Source organism: Gemmobacter aquaticus (assembly GCF_007859075.1).
Lineage (GTDB): Bacteria > Pseudomonadota > Alphaproteobacteria > Rhodobacterales > Rhodobacteraceae > Gemmobacter > Gemmobacter aquaticus.
Window position 1 is genome coordinate 1,490,561 of record NZ_VOAK01000011.1, and the last position, 18,978, is coordinate 1,509,538.

The window sequence follows — 18,978 nt, forward strand, 5'->3', positions numbered from 1 at the left end:
ACGTATCAGTCCTGACATGCAGGGCATCGGGCGTCCAGCCGCGTCTCCGGGCCAGGCTCATGACGCGGATCATTTGCCGCGTCGGCACCGCGGCAGAGCGACAGCGGCCTTCGCGGGTTCAGTCCAGCCTCAGCCGCAGCAGCGTGTAGATCAGCAGGATCGCGCAGCTGATACTTGCGGTGATGAAGGTCGCGCGGATTGCAAGCTCTCTTGCCATATCCCGCTCAAGGATGGCGACGAGGACGCCTGCTGAAAGGGCGCCCAAGGGCATCGAACCCCAGCCAAAGAACCGGTAGATGCTGTTCACCCGCCCGAGAAGCGGCGACGGAATACGCCGTTGACGCCAGGACACGGTGATCACATTCCAGACCATCGCGGCGGTCATGATCGCGAAAAGCGCAAAAGCCATCAGATACCCGTCGGTGCAAATCCCCATCAGACCGTAGCCGACACACCAGACGGCGACCGAGAGATAAAGGCAGGATTGGCTTCCCATAATGCGCGTCAGCTGTGGCGCGAGCAGACTGCCGGTGATCGCGCCGGCAGCCCCGACCGACAAGACCAGACCGTATCCCGCCGGGGTAAGCCCAAGAACCTCACGCGCGAACATGACCTGAACAGCAAGCACGGCCGCAGCGATAAAGTTCGCCACACTCAGCACAATTGCGAGGCGCAGCAAAAGTGCGTCGCCCCGCATGAAAGCGATACCCTGCCGCAGTGCGGTAGCGAAACCGGGCACGACACCAACCTTCGACGGCAAGGTGATCATCCAGACAAGCCCCGCGGCAAGGACCAGCATCGCAATATCGAGGCCAAACGGCATGCCGACGCCCATCCCGATCAGAACTCCGGCCAAGGGCGGGCCGATGAACTGCCCCGCCAGTTGCTCGGCCCCCCACAATTGCCCGTTCGCGGATTCAAGGTCCGCAGGCTGGACGATCGCGGGTAGAATGGTCTGCGCCGCATTGTCCCGCAGCACCTCGGCCGAACCGAGGAGAAAGGCCAGCCCGGCCAGCATCCACGCCGCGCCAGTCACCTGCGCGTTCAGCGCCAGCATCAATATCGCAGAGACGATGGCCGCCCTGAGAAGATCCGCCTGTGCGATCAGGCGACGCAGATCCGATCGATCCACGATCACCCCTGCCGGGATGGCGAAGAAGAGCCAGGGCAAGGTCGTGGCAGCAGCCACGCCCGCGATGGCGATTGGATCGGTCGTCATCAATGTGGCAAGCCAGGGAAGCGCAAGGACGACCAGCCCGTCGCCGAGATTGGTCAGAGCGCCTGCGCCAAACAGAAGGCGAAAGTTCCGGTTCCGGAGCAGAAGGCTCGTGGCCATGTTGGCGTCTCCTCGTATTGTCGGCACGATCGCGGATGGTGAGGGATTGTCCTTAGGTGCATTTGAATGTTGTGCGATGACTGATCGCAAAAGAACAGCCTGTCCGATGCAGGCGCAGGTCATCGGGCGCAACGTGGAGCAGGATGAATGACGCAGTTTTCCGCCAACCTGGGGTTCCTGTGGACGGAGCTTCCCTTGCCGATGGCCATTGCAGCAGCCAAGGCCGCCGGTTTTGCCGCGGTAGAATGCCACTGGCCTTACGATACGCCCGCCGAGGAGACCGCCCGCGCCCTGAGGGAGTCCGGGCTCCGTATGCTGGGGATCAACACGGTACGCGGCAAACCCGGTGAGAATGGTCTATCTGCCCTGCCGGGATGCGAGGCCGAGGCCCGCGCCGCGATTGACCAGGCCCTTGGCTATGCCACGGCAATCGGGGCGGGCATGGTGCATGTCATGGCGGGCTGTGCCGACGGGGACGAGGCGCATGCCGTCTTTGTCACCAACCTCGCCTATGCCGCGCAGCGTGCTGCGGAATGTGGGATCACGATCCTGATAGAACCACTGAACCGGCATGACGCTCCGGGGTATTTTCTCAAGACCACCGATCAGGCCTGCGCGATTATCCATGAGGTAGGCGCCCCCAACGTGAAGCTGATGTTCGACTGTTACCACGTCGGTCGGACCGAGGGCGACATCACGACCCGCTTCAAGGCCCTTCAGCCGCTCATCGGCCATGTCCAGTTCGCCAGCGTTCCCGACCGGGGTCCGCCGGACAGTGGCGAGCTGAACTTCGGCACGATCTTTGCTGCGATCGCCGATACGGGCTGGGTTGCGCCGTTGGGGGCAGAGTACCGCCCCATAGGGCCGACCTCAGAGAGCCTCGGCTGGATGGCACGGTGGAGACAGGTCTAGCTCGCCTTCGCTTCCGCGCGACAACTATCCCATCCGGCTAGGCAGCGTAGGACTGCAGCAGCGAGAAGACCCGGTCCCTTTCATCATGAATCAAGAGCAGCGCAAGATCGCCCGGTTCTAGCCGCTCGACGATGGCTTTCGCGCCGTCGAAGGGGCTTGCCGCGTCAAGAATGGCCTCAGGCGGCAAGCCATGATCGCGGCTCGCCTGCCGGATCAGGGCCGGGATCTCGCCCGGCTCGCGGCCGCGCAGATATTTCGGGTTCTCTGCCGCCACCACGACATCCGGCCCCAATCGGAAGGCCCCGTCGACAAGCCCGCGGATATCCTCGTCAGACCGGTCGCCGGCATGCGACAGCAGGACGAACCGCCGTCGGGCGGGAACCGCCGCCAGAGCCGAGGTCACCGCCGCGATCGAATGCGGGTTATGCGCAAAATCGACAAACACCCGTGCCCCGTTCACCGCGAACTCGTTCGCGCGCCCCGGGTTGTCGGTCAGATCGCTGCGGAAGGAACCCAGCACCTGCCGGATTGCCGTATCGGGCAGTCCCAGAGCCTTCGCTGCGAGAGCCGCTGCAAGCGCATTCTCGATGTTGTAGCGGGCGACGCCGCCAAGGCTGAGCGGCACACCGGATGCGGCAATCAGCGCCCTTTCGCCCTGACCGTCAAAAAGGCGCAGAACGCCGTCCTGCAGCCAGCCGCAGGGGCGGCCCGCCTGCCGCGCGGCGCGGATCTCATCGCACGCGGGGTCCAGCGCGAACCAGACCGCCCGGTCGGCAAACTCCACCGCCGCAGCCCTGACAACCGCATCCTCGGCATTCAGGATCAGCCATCCGTCCGGTGCCAGCACGCGGCGCACCGAAAGCTTGACCTTAGCCAGTTCTGGCACAGTGTTGATCCCGTACTGCCCAAGGTGATCGGCGGCGACATTGGTAACCACCGCCGCACGGGCCCGTGTTACTGGCAGCCCGCGCCGCAGGATGCCGCCGCGGGCAACCTCAAGCACCCCAAGCTCCAGCCGCGGGTCCCGCAGCAGAAGCCGCGCCCCGGCGGGGCCGGAGTAGTCGCCCTTATCCAGCACTTCGGTGCCAACCCGGACGAAATCGGTCGAGGACAGCCCCGAGACCTTGCCTCCCGCCTGCCCCATCGCCGCAATCAGCCGCGTGGTCGTGGTCTTGCCGTTGGTGCCGGTCACCAAGGCCAGCGGCACATCGTGCAGCGCGGTCCAGTCGGGCGCCTCAGGCAGGGCATCCGTCTGCCAGGTACGCGCGCCAGTGCCGTGGCCCAGCGTGATTGCGTCATCATCCAGAAGCCGGTCGATCCCCCGGCTGCGCGCCGCGTCGACCAGCCGAACCAACGCCGGATTGGCCTCAAGTGCGGCAATCCGGCGCAATTCACCCAGCATGCGGTCCTTGGGCCAGGCGTCCAGCCCCAGAATCCGGCAGGCGGTGAAATACCACGCGGCTTCAATCACATAGGCCGCCGTCATCAGCTGGTCGACCGGGGCCTCAAAGAACAGGCTGCCACCACCCGCGAAAGGCCGCGTCACCGTTTCGCTGTGCCAGCCAAGGGCGGCCAGCAGGTCCTTCGCCGCGTCCTGCCACAGTTCCAGCATCTGCGCCGGGTCTGTCCCCGGTGCCAGGCCGTCACCCACGGCGCCCGGCAGATCGGAGTAAAGGTTCGGACCCAGAAGCCGCCGGCAGCCGTCAAGCACCAGTGCCGGATCCTCCGGCACCGGGATCACCAGCGCGTTAGCAAGCACCTCAAATGGCGCGGGCATGGCTCAGTCCGCTTCCTCGCCGCCGCGGGCAAGGCGGACGCCGCGCTCGTCACGGATCAGCGTGTCGCCACCTGCCAGAAGCTCTTCAAAACCGACTGTGCGCTCGGGCTTGGTCGGGGCCACAGCCGCCGCCTCGCGCTCAGCCTTCTTGAAGTAGATGATCTGCTTCCAGGATCGCGCCAGTTCATCTGCAAAGACCACCAGCAGATCGCCTGGTTGGGCAGCCTCCAGCCCGCGTTCGATGGCCTCGACCTCGCTGCCGACAAGGGTGATCTGGCTGTCGCTCACACCGTGCTGCAACAGGACATCGCGCAGCATGTTGGGAACTTCCATCTCGCCCCGGCCGCGCCGGTCATCGTCGGGCTTCAGGAAATAATGGTCGAAGTGTCCGGCCAGCGCCTTCGCGCCCTCCACGATATCCTCGTCACGCCGGTCGCCCGGCATCGCTGCCACCGCGATGCGGCGGCCATGCACGTCCAGCCGGTCAACAAGATCGCCCATGGCCGCGATGGCCGCCGGGTTGTGGCCATAGTCGAGGATGACCTTGAAGGGGTGCTCGTCATAGACGTTCGTCCGCCCCGGAGCCTGGAAGAACGACGAGTCGAAGGTGCGCAGGCCGTGGCGGATGTTGTCGAGATCAAGCCCGAAGGCATAGGCCATCGCACAGGCGAACATCGCGTTCTGCACGTTGTAAAGCGCCTTGCCCTCAAGCGTCGCGGGAATCAGATGCGACCACAGGACCGGCATGTGCAGCCCCTTGGCATAGATGGTGATCATGTCACCATTCATCGCCTTTTCCAGCACGACGGCGCGCCCGCCCGCCCGGATATGCTCTTTCACAAGCGGATGGTCGGAATTCATGGTGACGTAGCAGATATGCGTCGCATGACAGAAATCGGCCATGCGCAGGCAGTGCATGTCATCGGCGTTCAGCACCACCGTGTCGGTTGCGGTCTCGACCACCACCCGCTTCACGACCGCCAGTTCCTCAAGCGTGTTGATCCCGCCCATCCCCAGATGATCAGAGGCGACGTTCAGACAGGCCGAGACATCGCACCGCTGATAGCCAAGACCGGACCGCACCAGGCCGCCCCGCGCCGTCTCCATCACCGCGAAATCAACCGACGGGTCGCGCAGCACCATCTGCGCCGAGGCAGGGCCCGTCATGTCGCCCTTCACGGTCAGCTTGCCATCGACATAGACCCCGTCGGTAGAGGTCATGCCGACGATCTTGCCCGACGACTTCATGATATGCGCCAGCATCCGGCTGGTCGTGGTCTTGCCATTGGTGCCGGTGATCGCCCCGATCGGAATGCGCGATTGCGTTCCCGGCGGGAACAGCATGTCCATCACCTTGCCCGACACATCCCGCGGCTTGCCCTCCGAGGGTGCCACGTGCATCCGGAAGCCCGGCGCCGCATTCACCTCGACGATGGCGCCGCCTACGTCCTTGTAGCTCTTGGTGATGTCCGAGGTCAGGAAATCGACCCCGCCGACATCCAGACCCACGGCCTTGATCGTGCGCTCGGCCATGTCCTTGTTGTCGGGATGGCAGACATCGGTCATGTCGATGGCCGTGCCGCCGGTCGACAGGTTCGCGGTCGAGCGCAGGTAAAAAACTTCACCTGCGGGCAATACGGTGTCTGCGGTGTGGCCAGCGTCTGCCATCAGCCGCTCGGCCTGGCTGTCAAGCTCGAGGTTGGTCAGCACCTTTTCGTGGCCGATCCCCCGGCGCGGGTCCTGGTTCACGATCTCGACCAGTTGGGCGATCGTATGCTTGCCGTCGCCCACCACATGCCCTGGCACCCGCTTTGCCACGGCGACCAACTCGCCGTTTACCACCAGCATCCGGTGGTCCATCCCGGTGATGTATTGCTCGACCAGAATACCCCGGCTTTTCGACTGCGCCTTCGCCTCGTGGAAGGCCACCTCGATCTGGGAATCCTCGGTCAGGTTGATCGACACGCCACGACCATGGTTGCCGTCCAGAGGCTTCACCACCACCGGATAGCCGATGCGTCTGGCCGCGCGGATCGCCTCGTTGGGAGAGTAGACCAGACGCTGCTGCGGCACCGGCAGGCCAAGGTCGGACAGCATGTTGTGGGTGTCTTCCTTGTCGCAGGAAATCTCTACCGCGATATGCTTGGTCTGGCTGGTGATCGTGGCCTGAATGCGCTGCTGGAACTTGCCGTGGCCGAACTGCACCAGCGAGTTGTTGTTCAGCCGGATCCAGGGGATATCCCGCTCTTCCGCCGCCTTGACCAGAGAGGCGGTTGAAGGCCCGAACTCCCGGCGCTGCGCCGACAGGACAAAACTCTTCAGCTCGGCCGCGAAATCAAATTCGGCGTCATAGTCATAGTCGGTCAGTTTCTTCACGTGATCCGGCAGCAGATGCATCAAGAGCCGGATGGCAAGCCGCCCCGCATCGAGACCCACGTCGCGCTGGCGATACTCATAGACAAGGTTGTACTGCCCCGGCACACCGGTGCCGCGCGTCCGCCCGAAGGTCACGTCCGACCCCGCAACCCCCTGGATTTCCAGCGCCACATGCTCGGCGACATGGCCGAGCCAGGTCCCCTCGCCTTCACGCAGACGACGGATCAGCCCGCCCGCCTCGCGGTAGGAACAGCCATGTTCGCGCAGACCCGGCAGCGCATCGACCAGCGCCTCGATCCAGACATCCCCCAGCTTGGCCGAGGGCCAGTCTTCCAGAACACCAAGATCCACCACATGGCGGATGACGGGAAACCCCGCCCAGATATTCGGACCGACAAACACGTTGGTCGAGACGATCTTCATGGGCAGGTCTCCTTCCTGTTCAGGTCTGGTCAGTGTGTGCTGACCTTTTCGTTGGGCAAAGTGCAGAATGCAGCATGTACGTCAGGCGCAAAGGCGTGGCGGCCGTTCAGGTCGTATCGGCACCCCTCACCCATCACGTGAACCTTCAATCCCAGCAGCGTCAATGCCTGTCCGGGCCGCGCTTCCCACATCGAGGAATGCGTCAGCTCTGAGGCGTCAACCACCGTCACCGTGCCAGAGCCGACCACCTCGAACACGCCGTCGGGGCCGATGAAGGCTGCTGTATCTTCGTCGATCCCCAGCCCGATCAGGAAGGGATTGTAGGACGAGGCCGAGAGAAGCCGCCCAAGCCGGTTCCGCTGGGTAAAATGCTGGTCGATGATCACCGCGTTGGTCAGGCCAAGCCCCGGCGCCAGACTGACAGCGCCTTCCACGGGCGAGGAGTTGCTGTCGCCCCCGGCAATCATATGTTCGGACATGATAGAGGCACCCGCCGAGGTACCCGCCACATGTACGCCAGCCGCATTGCGGCGGCGGATCCTCTGGGCGATCCCGGTTCCGCCCAGAATGGTCGAGAGCCGCAGCTGGTTGCCGCCGGTCAGGAAGATACCGGTCGCGCGGTCCAGCATCTCCAGATACCTTGGGTTGTCGCAATCGGCGCGCCGGGTGATCGGCAGGAAATCGACCTCTGCCGCGCCAAGATCGCGGAAGATGCGGTTGTAATCCTGCCCGGTGGACTCAAGCTCCGAGGCGGTGGGGATGACGACGATATCTGCCCCTGTTCCGCCCGAAAGTTCGACAAACCGGCGGTGGATGTGGCGCTCTTTCACGCGGTCCTCGCCACCACCGATCGGTATGATGAATCCGCGTGGTGCGTTTGCGCTAAGCGGGGCTGGGCACATGCCAAGAGATTTCCCGAAATGGCCGGATGGCCCGTTGCGTTTCCCCCAAACGCGGCCTCGCCCCAGATCGGACGTTCCGCCCCCATATCTGGCAACCATGGCGAAACATTCTTTCTCAGGCAAGGGCTTTGCAGAATGCGCCAACGGCTGTCTGAAGGACCAAGCGTGCGCCCATAACCTTTGGGGAATGAGAGGCTTTCCACGAAGGGCAGCCCTTACGCAAAGGGATGGCGGCGAATACGCCGCGCGAACAGGCGACCCATGCCGTGCTGGCAACAAATTCTTGGCGCTATGCAGCGATGTCGGAATGTCCGCTGCGCCCCATCTGCTGATCGCGATCTGCCCTCTGCCGATCGGGGTTCGGCCCCAATCCTCGCCCGTTGACTACCGCAAGCCGTGGCTGAACTGGCGGCTGTTCGCCTCTGCGCATTTCGTTCAAACGCCCATTAGGTCCAGGCCGGGCGCAATTTCAAGCGCTTTTGACTGGTGTCCCCTGACCTGTAGTCTCGAACCGGTCAGTGCCCATTCCTTCAGTGTCGATGCTGCTGCGTGTTAGTGCAGAAGGTATTACCTGTCGCCAATCTGGAATCCGTGATCCCGTTTCAGTGAAGATGTGCATCGAGAGAGTTGTGTGATGGCGGGATCGCAAGCACTCAACCCCAGCGAAGAAAGATCTGGCTATGTTAGGCACCATCCTTCTCATTCTTCTGGTCTTGCTGGTCGTGGGGGCCCTGCCGCGATGGCCGCACAGTTCCTCTTGGGGATATGCGCCAAGCGGCGCGCTTAGCCTCGTGCTGATCATCTTGCTGGTCTTGGTGTTGACCGGCCGGCTGTAACGTCCGACAGATCTGCGTGTTCAAGGGCGTCGGACGGAATTGCCGCTCGTGATGATCTTTTCAATCAACTGCGCCACCGCCCTGTGCATGGAGGGATCACCGCTGCCGTCGGCCGCATTGTCATGCGCGGCAGCGGCGTCCTGCAGAATACCGATGATCTCGCGCTCGGGCAGGATCTTGCGATCGTTCAATGCCAAAAGCAGCGATTCACAGATGGCGAGGGCGGCCTGTCCGGCGACGTCTGAATGAAGCGGCATAGGTTTTCGACTTTCTTGATGATTTCTGCCATACTGCAGAGTATCCACAGCTGCTGCTTACAATCGTCGCAGGAAATTGCGACGGCGGGCTGATCTGGATCAGCATCGCGCCCCCACTTCTTTCCGAAAATGGGATTGCGGGTGGCAGAAGGCTGTCTGATCCCGCAGAGGGGCGACCATGACCATGCAACCTGCTACGCCGACCGTTCTGGACAGCCCTCTTGCGCGCAAGCTCTCGGCCTTTGTCAGGCTCTCGACCGATGATCTGAGGGTGGTGTCAGACCTTTTCCGCCGCCGCCGCAACTTCGGGATCGGTGTCGAAATGATCCATCAGGGCCAGACCGACCAGACAGCCTTCGTGCTGGCTTCGGGCTGGGCCTGTTCCTACAAGATCCTGCCCGGTGGCACGCGGCAGATCGTCGATTTTCAGGTGCCGGGCGATTTTCTGGGCCTGCGCTCGGTGCTCTTTCGCACGTCTGACCATAATGTCGAGCCGATCACACCAGTACAGGCGTCCGAGGTCACGCAGCGGGATCTTCTGTCGGCCTTTGCCGAAACGCCGCGTCTGGCCACAGCGGTCCTGTGGGCGGCTTCGCGTGACGAGGCGATGGTGGTCGAGCGTCTGGTTGATCTGGGACGGCGTTCGGCGACCGAGAGGATGGCGCATTTCCTGCTGGAACTTGGCGCCCGTCTGCGGCTGGTCGGTATGGGCGAGCGCAGCGGCTATAGCTGCCCCTTGTCGCAGTATCTTCTCGCCGATGCCCTTGGACTGAGTGCGGTCCACGTCAACCGTGTGCTGCGCGAGTTGCGCGAAGAGGGGATGCTCACGTTCCAGAAAGGCCGTGTCACGTTTGACGACTACGACGCGCTTGTCGAGCTTGCAGCCTTTGATCGCGCCTATCTGGATCACGAGGGGCCACTCTTGACTTGATGTGGTCCTTCCGATGCCACCTGCACGCGGAAGGGCCGTTCAGTGTCAGGCCAGCGCTTTAGTCGCTGCATCCAGCGACTTTATGCAGTCGGCATCCCTCTTTGCCGCCAACGCTTTTTCGGCAGCCTGATAGTGGGTCAGGGCAGCCTCTTTCTTGGGACCGGCCGGAGCCTTGTCCCAGGCAGATTTCACGGATTTCATCTTGTCAGACGTCGAAGTGAAGCTTGTCATTGGTTTGGACTTTCCTAGTTGCGACCAGACCCGGTTCCGTTGACCCTGTTCCTCCGGGGATTGAGGGGATGAAGGTTCAGGGCCGGAGCCGGGCCTGGTGCAGTATGGGCTTCGAGGATTCGTTGCCCATGCCGGACCCTGCACTTATTGACGGGGGGCTGTGCTGATGCAGGTTTGCTTTACAGGATGTTTCGCGCGCAGAGCGCATTATGCGGGTCCCGTATGTGTCGCCCCCCCTGATCGGATCAGTTTATCGGGGTGATCACGATCTCGACGCGCCGGTTCTGCGCGCGCCCGGCCGCTGTGGCATTTGAAGTAATGGGTTCAGCAGAGCCATGCCCTGATGCAGTGACCCGGGTAAACCGCACCCCCTCTGCCACGAGAATATTCGCCACTGCCAGCGCGCGATCCTGGCTCAGTTGCCGGTTATAGCTCTCGGAACCCTCTGTGTCTGTGTGGCCCACCACACGGACATTGCTGTCAGGATAGGCACGCAGCGAGCGCGCAACTTCCCGCAAGGCCGGGCGGATGCCGGGCTCGACCATGGCCGATCCGGTCACGAAAGCAACATTTTCTGGCACGATCACACGTAACTGACTGCCCGTGTTGGTGACGCGGGTGCCGCTGTTGACCAGTTGCTGGTTCAAGTCGCGTTCCTGCTGGGCCATGCGCGCGCCGATGTCGGAACTGACGGTCGCGCCACTCGCGGTGCGGATGGGCATACCGGTGTTATATGTGCATCCGGCCAAGGCAACGCTTGCCGAGAGGACGCAAATCAGGGGTTTGAAGGGCATAGGGTCCGTCCTTTTGAGTCGTCCTGCCGGGACAAGGCGCAGTGCCACATCAACCGGGGCCGATCTGGGGGTATCATGCGCTGCGGCACGCGCGTCTGCCCTAATCTCGATCAGCCTTGTCCAAATTGCATTGCGGGCGGCAGATGCAGATCAAGCTGATCGGCGTTAGTGCGCCCGCCTTACGGTGTTGCGAAGATCGCCTGTCACCGCATGGCAGGTGCCATGCAGGCCAATCACGAAAGGAGCCCGTCGTGGCACAAGACCCAAGCGCCCAAGCCGCCGCAGAACATGAGGCTGTTCTCGCTCAGATGTCCGCCCTGCGCTCCGAGCTTGCGAGGCTGGCGCAAGAGATACAGTCAACAACCCTCAGCCGCGGTCAGGCCATTGCCCGCGACATGTCGGATGGGATGACAGAGGCCGCCAGCTATCTGGGCCGGAAGGGCCATGCCGCCGACCAGCGACTGGAAGGTGCTGTGGCCGCAAACCCTTATCTGGCCCTCGGGCTGGCTGCAGGAATGGGAATTCTCTTGGGCGCGCTGACCAGGCGTCATGGCTGACACGTCGCGGATGGGCGCAAAGATGGGTCGGATGCCGCGCAAGTGTCTTGCGTGGCGCCCTGATCGCCGGTCTGGCTGCGGTCGGGCTCAGCCTTACCCTTGCGGCGATCGTGTTGGCGCTCTCTAGCTGGCTTGGTCCGATCGCCGGTTTGGGACTGTCAGGCCTGGCCCTTCTCTTCATCGCAGGCGCACTGCGCAGGTACTCGCGCTCTGTGCCATCCACGTTTGAAGGCGAAACGACCGCGCGCATAGCCAGCCACCTTGAGGCTGCAAGTTTTCTGCTGGGATTCGTCCTTTCGCGCATCGCGACGCGACGGATCCGAGCTGTCCTTGCAAGACGGAGACGATGAGAAAGCGGCTGGCACGACCGGTGCTTGATATCGCCGGGGCTAATGCACGCTCCGCAACGGATCAAGCAGGCGTCTGGATTCCCCGCGCAATCCGGATAGGAGCGGAGAGCCTATACCTCTATTCTCTGCTCAGAGTTCCTCGCACCTCGACAGGTAAGCAATGTCGCGCAGGGCGCGTCGTGCCAAGGTTTGCTGACGACCGCTCTGCCCCGGCACGGTTAACATGTATTGCTCGACCAGGAACCGCAATCGAACCGCCGCTTCTGGCCACGTTCGGGCCGGCCCCTGAAGCAAAAGCGCATCTGCCTCTGCAAGAACCAGGCGCGAGCTGGGTGTACCTGCGCCGCGCATTGATCGTCGCAAGTACACGGCGAACAACTCTGCCGTCCCACGATGGGCATCAAGGTCTAAAATCGAAGCATAGGGATCGGTCGCCACTGCCGCGGACCTGCTGTCAGAAGGCGACCCCTTTGTGGTTTCGGTCATTGCGATGCGACCGTCATGGCCTGCAGGCAGGCGCGCGCAAGACTGCGGTCTGCCTTGTCACCTCCGGGCGGGGTGGCCCAACCGGTTTGCATCAGCAGATCGGGCTGCCCCGAGGGCGCGGCCGCGCGCAAGGTCTCCAGTTTGGCCACGCTCGCAGGATCACTGCGCGACCTTTCAAGACAGACGGGGACCAGCGCCGCCGTAACATCGGCGGTGGACCGGATGGCCGCTTGCTTTTCCGCCCCCGAGGCGGTCTGCCAGCCGCCCCAGTTGAACCCGATCACGGCTAACATCGCGGCCCCAAAGACGGCGCCATAAGCGCCAGGCTTGAACCATTCCGGCATGTTCATCTTGTATCCTTTTCGCTGACCGGCGCGGTTGCGCCTGTATTCTCGGTCTTGGCGAGGTCTCTTGCCAGGGCCGCCTCAATGTCTTGCTCGGTCGTGGCACGCAACTCTGTCACCCCGGCACGGCCGACGACCTGTAGATAGGTTGAAACCCGGCGGAAGGCCTCAAAACTCAGCCCATGAAGCAACTCATCCTCGATCAGCACGTCGTAGACGCCTGCCGAAAACTCCTCAGAATGACCGGCAAGCCTGAACGGATGGGCGAACCGCACTTGCGCGATGGACGGGCGGATCGTCATGGAACCCCCTTGACCGCCGGGAGAAATCACTTCCCCAAGCTGCGGTCTGATTTACGCAATGATACCCCGCCGTGCCTGGGCCGGCACTTGCGCAGGTTAGCCCTCGCAGGCCTTTATCGTGACAGCACCACCTGGGCCTTGAAGCCTTCTGCCTGCGGAGGGCAAAGAATCCAGCCCCCTGGCCTCTTTAGGAAGAATGTAAAATAAATCATTAGGATAGAGGATGATCCGACCCTATATATAAGATGTCGCGGGAGTATCCCGAGCGACGTCATGGAGGACCCGATCATGGGTACCGACACCAAGCACACTGGCCCCGGCAAGATGCAGGACACCAAGCGGAAGCAGCCAGCCGAAACCCCGGAGTCCGATCCGTCGCGCCGTCAGGACGGCGATCCCGCACCAAGCAAAGAGACCCGCGCAGAAAAGCCTCAACAGGCTTGATCATGCTGCTGCGCGCGTGGCTGGCATCCGCAGGAGCCAATATTGCAAGGTTCTTGCCGCCAGTCTGATCCCGAGTTCGGCGAAAGTCTGGGCATGGGGATAAGGCTTCTTCGCCCCCCGGAACCAAACGCATGAAGTAGCCGGATTGCGGGGCGGCAGGTTTTTTTGCCCGCCGCCCTGTAAACAATCTGATGATACGCCGATGGAGGCTACCATGCTGACATTTGATGTCACGGGTCCGCTCAATTCCGATCCTGAACATGATCAGCGCCTTACGGTCGCTGATGAGATCGAACGTGCAGAAAACGAAGGGATGCCGGACCCGCAGCAAGCAGATCGATCGACTGCTCCGCCACCGGACCTGCTTGCCGAAACAACCATGCTGGAACGGCGCGTGCTGGCGCATGAGCGTATCCTGCAGTCCCTTATCGCCCATTTGTCCGAGCTTGACCCTCGATACCTGGAACGGCTGAAAACCACATTTGTCGTTCCCCTCACGATGAAGCACTATGAGCAGGACTTCACCGAAACCGAGGACTACGCAGCCGAGTTCATCCGCGCGATCGAGATTATTGGACAGGCCGTGCCGACCTTCGCGACCCCAGCGGTCAGAGCGCCGTATGAACCGGATCGTGTTCCGTCTGGCAAAGGGCCGGTAGTCGGGTTTTTCACGCCCACATTGTTCATGATCCGTCAGCGCGAAAACCAATGGGATCTGATCATCGACGGCCATCCCTACAGCAGTTTCGACTCGGAACCCGAGGCGCTGGACGCAGCCACCCGTGTCGCCCGTCGCATTGCTTCACGCGGACCCGTGGAGGTGCGCAGCAGCAGCAAGCCTGATGGCTGGCCTTAGGCCCGAAAGGGCAGCGCTCGCACGGCCGATCGGTTGCGCAGCGGCTTTCATGGCACGTGTTGCCTGGCCAATTTGAGTTCTTGGTCAGCCCTCTGGCGACTTCAAATGCGCCAGTCGGCGGCATGGGCAGGCCTTGCTCCGCGCAAGGCACGACCGGCATCCGGTTGTCCTGTTTGGACTTCGGGTAGATCCTGCGCGTTGGAGGTGCAGGGGGCGATTCGTTCGATCAGACTTTGTCGGATGCGTCTTTTCTCTTGTTGAACGCTTTTCGAAACGCTGCATCGTTTCGGTGTATCTTGTCATCCGCCTCGCGGGACTTGTAGGCGCTTACCACCTTCAATCCCTTCGGGGCCCCGGCCCCCGGTTTCTTTTTGGCCTCTTTCATCAGATTGTCACTTCCTCAAAACCTGTAAATTTTGACGTCAATCGTCTTTCAGGTTGTCGAGCGCCTTGCCGACAGCCTTCTGGACTGTGCCAGCGGCCTTTTCGATCTTGCCTTCAGCCTCCAGCGTCTTGTCACCGGACAGCTTGCCAAGCTGCTCTTTGACGGTACCTTCGACCTGCTTGACCGTTCCCTTGATGCGGTTCTTGTCCATGTTCGTATGTCCTTATGACTTGATGTTGATGTGGCGGCACTGAAACTGCGGACCCTGCGAAGCGTCGATGCGCCACACATAGTTCTTGGACCTGCCAGCCGATTGCGGCCCGAGACCCGGACATCAGCGCAGCGTCACAGGTATCGGAATGCTCAGCGCAGGCCGAGGTAACCAAGGATGAACAGGACTATGACGACCAGTCCGACAATGTAGATGATCTGGTTCATGGGGCCTCGCCTTCTGATCTGTTGGCCGATGCGGCCAGCAAGCCAAACCATGGCTCTTTGCCAGAACTTTGCCACAACATGGATCAGTGCCGCCTCTCGCAAGTCGACATGATCACTGCAGGACGACCTCTCGACGTGGCGTCAAAGAGCTCCGGCAAACAGCCGGGGAGCGCGATCTGTACCGATGTTGCTGTTTTGCATGCGCTGCGCCTAGACGCTGTCGATGGCCTGGGCCAACAAGGCGCGCACTTCAACCGCAACCGCCTGCAGGTCCGAATTTTCGATGGCCTGCATAGAAGCAACGGGGTCCACTGCGCTGACCTCCACACCGGCTTCCGTTTCCCGCAGGATCACATTGCAGGGCAACATCGCACCGACGCGCGGTTCCATCCCGATGGCCTGCCATGCCATACGGGGATTGCAGGCCCCGAGGATGCGGTAGCCTGGCATCTCGAGGCCCAGCTTGGCCCTCATCGTCGCCTGGACATCGATCTCGGTCAGCACACCAAACCCCTGCGCCGCGAGCGCGGCACGGGTGCGGGTCTCGATGGTGGCCAGATCGCTATCCGGGATCAAACGGGTGATCGTGTAGTCCATGTGTCCTCCTTGAGCAGAGCATGGGTTGGCGCGGATCGTCACCGGACGGGTGTTTGCTGATGGGCCAACCTGAGCCACGTTCCGGCATCGTGCAGCCACGTTGAGGCGCAAAGCGCCTCGTGCAGTGGCGCTTCTGCCTTCTCGGCGCGGACGCGGTAGGCGAGTATGGCGACATCACCGCGTCGAGTGATGCTGCGGTCAGTCATCTCGACAAGCCGCCAACCGGTGTTGACGGCTGGATGGGACCAGACGTCGTCACCCTGAAGTATCCCGTCTGGATAGGGCAGAACCATGATCGCGCCGGAGGCCAATCTGGTCCGGGCGCTATCGCGCCCACTGGTCCAGAGTTGCTCTTCCAGTTGCCAAAGCTCGTCATCCTGTTGCCGTGACATGAATTTACCCTTTTCTCGTGGCTCAGACGCGCTCTTGGGTGGCCAGAACCCCGGCAACCCCGCATGATCCTGAACTCGATCTGCGCCTGCCGCGTTGATGCAGATCAGCACGCGGACAACCCAAGCGACAAAGCCCCTTAACCATCGCCAGACTGATACCGATCAGCGCCAACAGGTCAGGGCGCGGTATGATGCCTTGCGCGGCGTGGTGGTGAGGCTGCAAGGGACTCGCAAGGCGCCCCAGGATCCCCGCAGGCGCTGGATCGCCAATGCCAGAGCAACGCAGAATGAATGGAGAAGGCATGCAGGTTCTGAACATTTCGCATGTGACCGAATACCGCTATGCCGCGCAGGTGGCGTTGGGCGAGCATCGTTTGATGCTGCGCCCGCGCGAGACGCGCGCGTTGAGGCTGCACTCCTTTGATCTGAGCATCCAGCCTGAGGCGGCGGTGACATGGGCCTATGACGTCGCCGGCAATTCGGTCGCGACGGCAAGGTTCTCAGGCACCACCGATATCCTGCGGATCGAAAGCCGCATGACGGTAGAACTTGATACGCCCGTATGGCCCGTCTTCGACATTGCGGCATCGGCAGTTCAGTACCCGTTCCGATACTCTGATGAAGACAGGACCGACCTTGGCGCACTGGCGCTTCCGCAATACCAGGATACCGCAGGCAGGCTGGCCGACTGGGTCGGGGGGTTCATCATGGGCCGGCCAACCGATACGCTATCCTTGCTTCGAGATATCGCCAACGGGGTATCCAACCGGATCAGCTATCAAAGCCGCGAAACTGAAGGCACACAAGGTCCGCTGGAAACGCTGGACCGTGGCTGGGGATCGTGCCGCGACCTCGCCGTGCTTTTCGCCGAGGCGGTGCGAACGCTTGGCCTTGGCGCACGGATCGTCTCGGGCTATATTACCGAGCCTTTGCGCGACGGCGACGGCTCGATCAGCCCCGGTTCAACCCATGCCTGGGTCGAGGTTTTTGTACCAGGTGCTGGCTGGATCGCCTTTGATCCGACCAACTGGTCTGTGGGCGCGGTCAACCTTATCCCGGTCGCCGCCGCCCGCCATATTGGTCAGGTCTCTCCTGTGACGGGCAGCTTTCGCGGTGCAGGTGTCGGCCCAGTCAAGCTGGCGGTCGAGGTCTATGTCGTGCCCCTTGGACGGGACCCCTTTAAATCCACCGACAAAATGGGCGGTCTGTTCAGGCACCGGCAGGACTTGGGACACGGATAGCCGCTGGTTTCGCATGGACCGTGCACCGATCATTCATCGAGCGTGAGTGGCGGGCCATCAACTGCTGGACAGCACGAACATCACAAGAAACCCGATTGCCACGGAAACCGCAGCCGATTGCTGGTATTGCGCACGCTCCGATTTTGGCAAGAGGTCCGTGATCGTGAGATAGAACATTCCTCCGGCTCCAAGCGACAGAAGCGACCCAACGACACTCTGTGGCATTTCTCTCAGGAAGAACCATCCGATTGTCGCAGAGGAAAACAGCGCCAACCCGATAATGCTGGTCCAGGCATAGGTCGGCAAAGATGCCCGTTCGGGATTTTCGGCGCGGATGATCTCGGCAATGCTGATCCCTTCAACGAGATTGTCCAGGATGATTGCAGCCGCAATGATGGCACCCAGAGTGGGGTCTGTTGCAAGTGCGACGCCGATGCTCAGCCCCTCGATAATCTCCTCGACGGATGTCCCTGCCGCCAGCAGCGTGACCTTTGAGCTTCGCGCGCGCCTGTTGCGATGAATGCGGGACAGGGTGTGCCATTCATCGGACTCCCGACCGGCCATGAATCCGCGATTGATCAACATGTCGATTGCGTAGACGCTGGCAAAGCCAAAGACGAAGCCTGCGACTGTCAGTGTCCGCCCCGCGGCCTCGAGCGCGGCGGGCATCATTTCAAAGCTGAACGCGCCGAGAAGTACGCCCCCTGCGAGGCCTACAGAAATCGACAGAAAGAGGCTCCCCGTCCCGAGGCGCAGTCCGAGCCAGCCACCAAGTGGAGAGGCGATTGCCGCGGCACCGGCAAGCAACAGATACGCCGAACTGCCAAAAACCATGACTGTCACCGTTGGTTGAGAAAGTCGGACCTTGAGTGCTGTGATATGCAAGCCAAGCGGGCTGCGAAGGCAGGATTGCGGGAATGTGGGACGGGAAAAGGCGTTCGCCCCTGTGTCGGCCATGCTAACACATATGAAGACGCGCAAGGCCGATGTCAGCGAAGATCAAGGTCAATAGAGCATGGTCACGCGGATATCGACCGCTCATCCAGAATTGAAAGGACCACGATGATGAGCAGGCTTTCGCATGGAGAGATCCACATGGTTCACCGCATCGGTTGGTTGCGCGCGGCCGTGTTGGGGGCAAATGATGGGCTTGTCTCGACGGCAAGCCTCGTCATCGGCGTCGCGGCAGCAGGTTCGGCCCGCCCGGAGATCCTTATCGCGGGCCTTGCTGGTCTGGTCGCGGGGGCGATGTCGATGGCTGCCGGTGAGTATGTCTCGGTCAGTTCGCAGACAGACGCGGAGCGGGCCGACATCCGGCGCGAAACGATGGAATTGAAGGACGCCCCGGAAGTGGAGCTTGACGAACTGACGCGCATCTATGTTGAGCGTGGGCTGGACGAAGGTTTGGCGCGACAGGTCGCAACCCGGCTTACGCAGATGGACGCGCTGGCGGCGCATCGACGCGACGAACTGGGGATATCTGATACCGTGACCGCCCATCCGATTCAGGCGGCCATCGTATCGGCGTTGACCTTCGCTGTCGGAGCCGTAGTCCCGCTCATTGTGGCAGCGGTCGCGCCTTCTGGACAGATCACGACAATCATCGCGGGAACCACCCTGTTCGCGCTTGCGGTGCTTGGGGGACTTGGGGCGTCCGCCGGCGGCGCCCCTGTCCTGACCGGTGCAGTTCGCGTAACCTTCTGGGGGGCGCTTGCCATGGCGGCGACAGCGGCTGCCGGGGCCTTGTTCGGAGTGAGTTTGAGCTAGACAGTCAACCTTCAGCTCAGGTGACGGTTCGGGTCTGCCCGACC

Annotated in this window: 23 protein-coding genes; 8 read left to right on the forward strand and 15 right to left on the reverse strand. The window is 62.1% G+C overall.

Going from position 1 to position 18,978, the window contains the following annotated elements:
• Positions 1 to 118: 118 nt before the first annotated feature.
• Entirely contained in the window at positions 119 to 1,336 is a 1,218-nt protein-coding gene (locus FQU74_RS09345; RefSeq protein WP_146286117.1) for an MFS transporter, read from the reverse strand.
• A gap of 147 nt (positions 1,337 to 1,483) precedes the next feature.
• On the opposite strand from FQU74_RS09345, the gene FQU74_RS09350 reads away from it, so the two are divergent.
• Positions 1,484 to 2,248: a hydroxypyruvate isomerase family protein gene (locus tag FQU74_RS09350; RefSeq protein WP_146286118.1), complete on the forward strand. Its 765-nt coding sequence runs from the start codon at positions 1,484 to 1,486 to the stop codon at positions 2,246 to 2,248.
• 37 nt (positions 2,249 to 2,285) lie between these two features.
• Here the strand turns inward: FQU74_RS09350 and FQU74_RS09355 are convergent, their stop codons facing one another.
• The 3 genes from FQU74_RS09355 to FQU74_RS09365 are packed head-to-tail and all read right to left on the reverse strand — an operon-like array spanning position 2,286 to position 7,726.
• Entirely contained in the window at positions 2,286 to 4,025 is a 1,740-nt protein-coding gene (locus FQU74_RS09355) for a Mur ligase family protein (RefSeq protein WP_146286119.1), read from the reverse strand.
• 3 nt (positions 4,026 to 4,028) lie between these two features.
• The gene (gene cphA, locus FQU74_RS09360; RefSeq protein WP_146286120.1) at positions 4,029 to 6,824 is read right to left on the reverse strand and encodes a cyanophycin synthetase; all 2,796 of its coding nucleotides are present in this window, start codon (positions 6,822 to 6,824) and stop codon (positions 4,029 to 4,031) included.
• 29 nt (positions 6,825 to 6,853) lie between these two features.
• Positions 6,854 to 7,726 (reverse strand): cyanophycinase, encoded by an 873-nt coding sequence (locus tag FQU74_RS09365; protein WP_146286121.1) that lies wholly within the window; start codon positions 7,724 to 7,726, stop codon positions 6,854 to 6,856.
• 680 nt (positions 7,727 to 8,406) lie between these two features.
• Between FQU74_RS09365 and FQU74_RS09370 the strand changes: the two genes are divergently transcribed.
• Complete coding sequence (locus FQU74_RS09370; RefSeq protein ID WP_146286122.1) at positions 8,407 to 8,562, forward strand: DUF3309 family protein; 156 nt, start codon at positions 8,407 to 8,409, stop codon at positions 8,560 to 8,562.
• A 20-nt stretch (positions 8,563 to 8,582) separates the two neighbouring features.
• Here FQU74_RS09370 and FQU74_RS09375 read toward each other — a convergent pair whose 3' ends face one another.
• The gene (locus tag FQU74_RS09375; protein WP_146286261.1) at positions 8,583 to 8,819 is read right to left on the reverse strand and encodes a hypothetical protein; all 237 of its coding nucleotides are present in this window, start codon (positions 8,817 to 8,819) and stop codon (positions 8,583 to 8,585) included.
• 178 nt (positions 8,820 to 8,997) lie between these two features.
• On the opposite strand from FQU74_RS09375, the gene FQU74_RS09380 reads away from it, so the two are divergent.
• Entirely contained in the window at positions 8,998 to 9,750 is a 753-nt protein-coding gene (locus FQU74_RS09380) for a Crp/Fnr family transcriptional regulator (protein WP_229704290.1), read from the forward strand.
• Positions 9,751 to 9,795: 45 nt separating this feature from the next.
• Here FQU74_RS09380 and FQU74_RS09385 read toward each other — a convergent pair whose 3' ends face one another.
• Together FQU74_RS09385 and FQU74_RS09390 are read right to left on the reverse strand one after the other, a co-directional pair.
• Positions 9,796 to 9,981 carry a hypothetical protein gene (locus tag FQU74_RS09385; protein WP_146286123.1) on the reverse strand — a complete coding sequence of 62 codons (186 nt, stop codon included), beginning with the start codon at positions 9,979 to 9,981 and terminating at the stop codon, positions 9,796 to 9,798.
• 245 nt (positions 9,982 to 10,226) lie between these two features.
• On the reverse strand, positions 10,227 to 10,703 hold the full coding sequence (locus FQU74_RS09390) for a YiaD family glycine zipper/OmpA-like lipoprotein (protein ID WP_158635567.1): 477 nt from the start codon (positions 10,701 to 10,703) through the stop codon (positions 10,227 to 10,229).
• 323 nt (positions 10,704 to 11,026) lie between these two features.
• Between FQU74_RS09390 and FQU74_RS09395 the strand changes: the two genes are divergently transcribed.
• Positions 11,027 to 11,332, forward strand: a complete 306-nt coding sequence (locus FQU74_RS09395; protein ID WP_146286125.1) for a hypothetical protein — start codon at positions 11,027 to 11,029, stop codon at positions 11,330 to 11,332.
• A gap of 832 nt (positions 11,333 to 12,164) precedes the next feature.
• On the opposite strand, the gene FQU74_RS09400 is transcribed toward FQU74_RS09395, so the two are convergent.
• Positions 12,165 to 12,518 (reverse strand): hypothetical protein, encoded by a 354-nt coding sequence (locus tag FQU74_RS09400; protein ID WP_146286126.1) that lies wholly within the window; start codon positions 12,516 to 12,518, stop codon positions 12,165 to 12,167.
• Positions 12,515 to 12,814 (reverse strand): hypothetical protein, encoded by a 300-nt coding sequence (locus FQU74_RS09405; RefSeq protein WP_146286127.1) that lies wholly within the window; start codon positions 12,812 to 12,814, stop codon positions 12,515 to 12,517. The genes FQU74_RS09400 and FQU74_RS09405 overlap by 4 nt, the downstream gene beginning before the upstream one ends.
• A 273-nt stretch (positions 12,815 to 13,087) precedes the next feature.
• On the opposite strand from FQU74_RS09405, the gene FQU74_RS19280 reads away from it, so the two are divergent.
• Positions 13,088 to 13,258 carry a hypothetical protein gene (locus tag FQU74_RS19280; protein ID WP_158635568.1) on the forward strand — a complete coding sequence of 57 codons (171 nt, stop codon included), beginning with the start codon at positions 13,088 to 13,090 and terminating at the stop codon, positions 13,256 to 13,258.
• Between the two features lie 214 nt (positions 13,259 to 13,472).
• Complete coding sequence (locus FQU74_RS09410; RefSeq protein ID WP_146286128.1) at positions 13,473 to 14,114, forward strand: hypothetical protein; 642 nt, start codon at positions 13,473 to 13,475, stop codon at positions 14,112 to 14,114.
• 226 nt (positions 14,115 to 14,340) lie between these two features.
• Here the strand turns inward: FQU74_RS09410 and FQU74_RS19285 are convergent, their stop codons facing one another.
• From FQU74_RS19285 to FQU74_RS09425, 5 genes are all read right to left on the reverse strand, one after another.
• A complete protein-coding gene (locus tag FQU74_RS19285; RefSeq protein ID WP_158635569.1) occupies positions 14,341 to 14,499 on the reverse strand; it encodes a hypothetical protein in 159 nt (52 codons plus the stop codon).
• 37 nt (positions 14,500 to 14,536) lie between these two features.
• Positions 14,537 to 14,710 (reverse strand): CsbD family protein, encoded by a 174-nt coding sequence (locus FQU74_RS09415; protein ID WP_146286129.1) that lies wholly within the window; start codon positions 14,708 to 14,710, stop codon positions 14,537 to 14,539.
• A 152-nt stretch (positions 14,711 to 14,862) separates the two neighbouring features.
• Positions 14,863 to 14,988, reverse strand: a complete 126-nt coding sequence (locus tag FQU74_RS19715; RefSeq protein WP_268236722.1) for a hypothetical protein — start codon at positions 14,986 to 14,988, stop codon at positions 14,863 to 14,865.
• A 159-nt stretch (positions 14,989 to 15,147) separates the two neighbouring features.
• Positions 15,148 to 15,534, reverse strand: coding sequence for a DUF302 domain-containing protein (locus tag FQU74_RS09420; RefSeq protein ID WP_146286130.1), 387 nt, complete (start codon positions 15,532 to 15,534; stop codon positions 15,148 to 15,150).
• Positions 15,535 to 15,572: 38 nt separating this feature from the next.
• Positions 15,573 to 15,926 (reverse strand): hypothetical protein, encoded by a 354-nt coding sequence (locus tag FQU74_RS09425; protein WP_146286131.1) that lies wholly within the window; start codon positions 15,924 to 15,926, stop codon positions 15,573 to 15,575.
• Between the two features lie 302 nt (positions 15,927 to 16,228).
• Between FQU74_RS09425 and FQU74_RS09430 the strand changes: the two genes are divergently transcribed.
• Complete coding sequence (locus FQU74_RS09430) at positions 16,229 to 17,167, forward strand: transglutaminase family protein (RefSeq protein ID WP_146286132.1); 939 nt, start codon at positions 16,229 to 16,231, stop codon at positions 17,165 to 17,167.
• Positions 17,168 to 17,224: 57 nt separating this feature from the next.
• Here FQU74_RS09430 and FQU74_RS09435 read toward each other — a convergent pair whose 3' ends face one another.
• Positions 17,225 to 18,001: a ZIP family metal transporter gene (locus FQU74_RS09435; RefSeq protein ID WP_146286133.1), complete on the reverse strand. Its 777-nt coding sequence runs from the start codon at positions 17,999 to 18,001 to the stop codon at positions 17,225 to 17,227.
• 231 nt (positions 18,002 to 18,232) lie between these two features.
• Between FQU74_RS09435 and FQU74_RS09440 the strand changes: the two genes are divergently transcribed.
• The gene (locus tag FQU74_RS09440) at positions 18,233 to 18,934 is read left to right on the forward strand and encodes a VIT1/CCC1 transporter family protein (RefSeq protein ID WP_146286134.1); all 702 of its coding nucleotides are present in this window, start codon (positions 18,233 to 18,235) and stop codon (positions 18,932 to 18,934) included.
• The last annotated feature ends 44 nt before the right edge of the window (positions 18,935 to 18,978 follow it).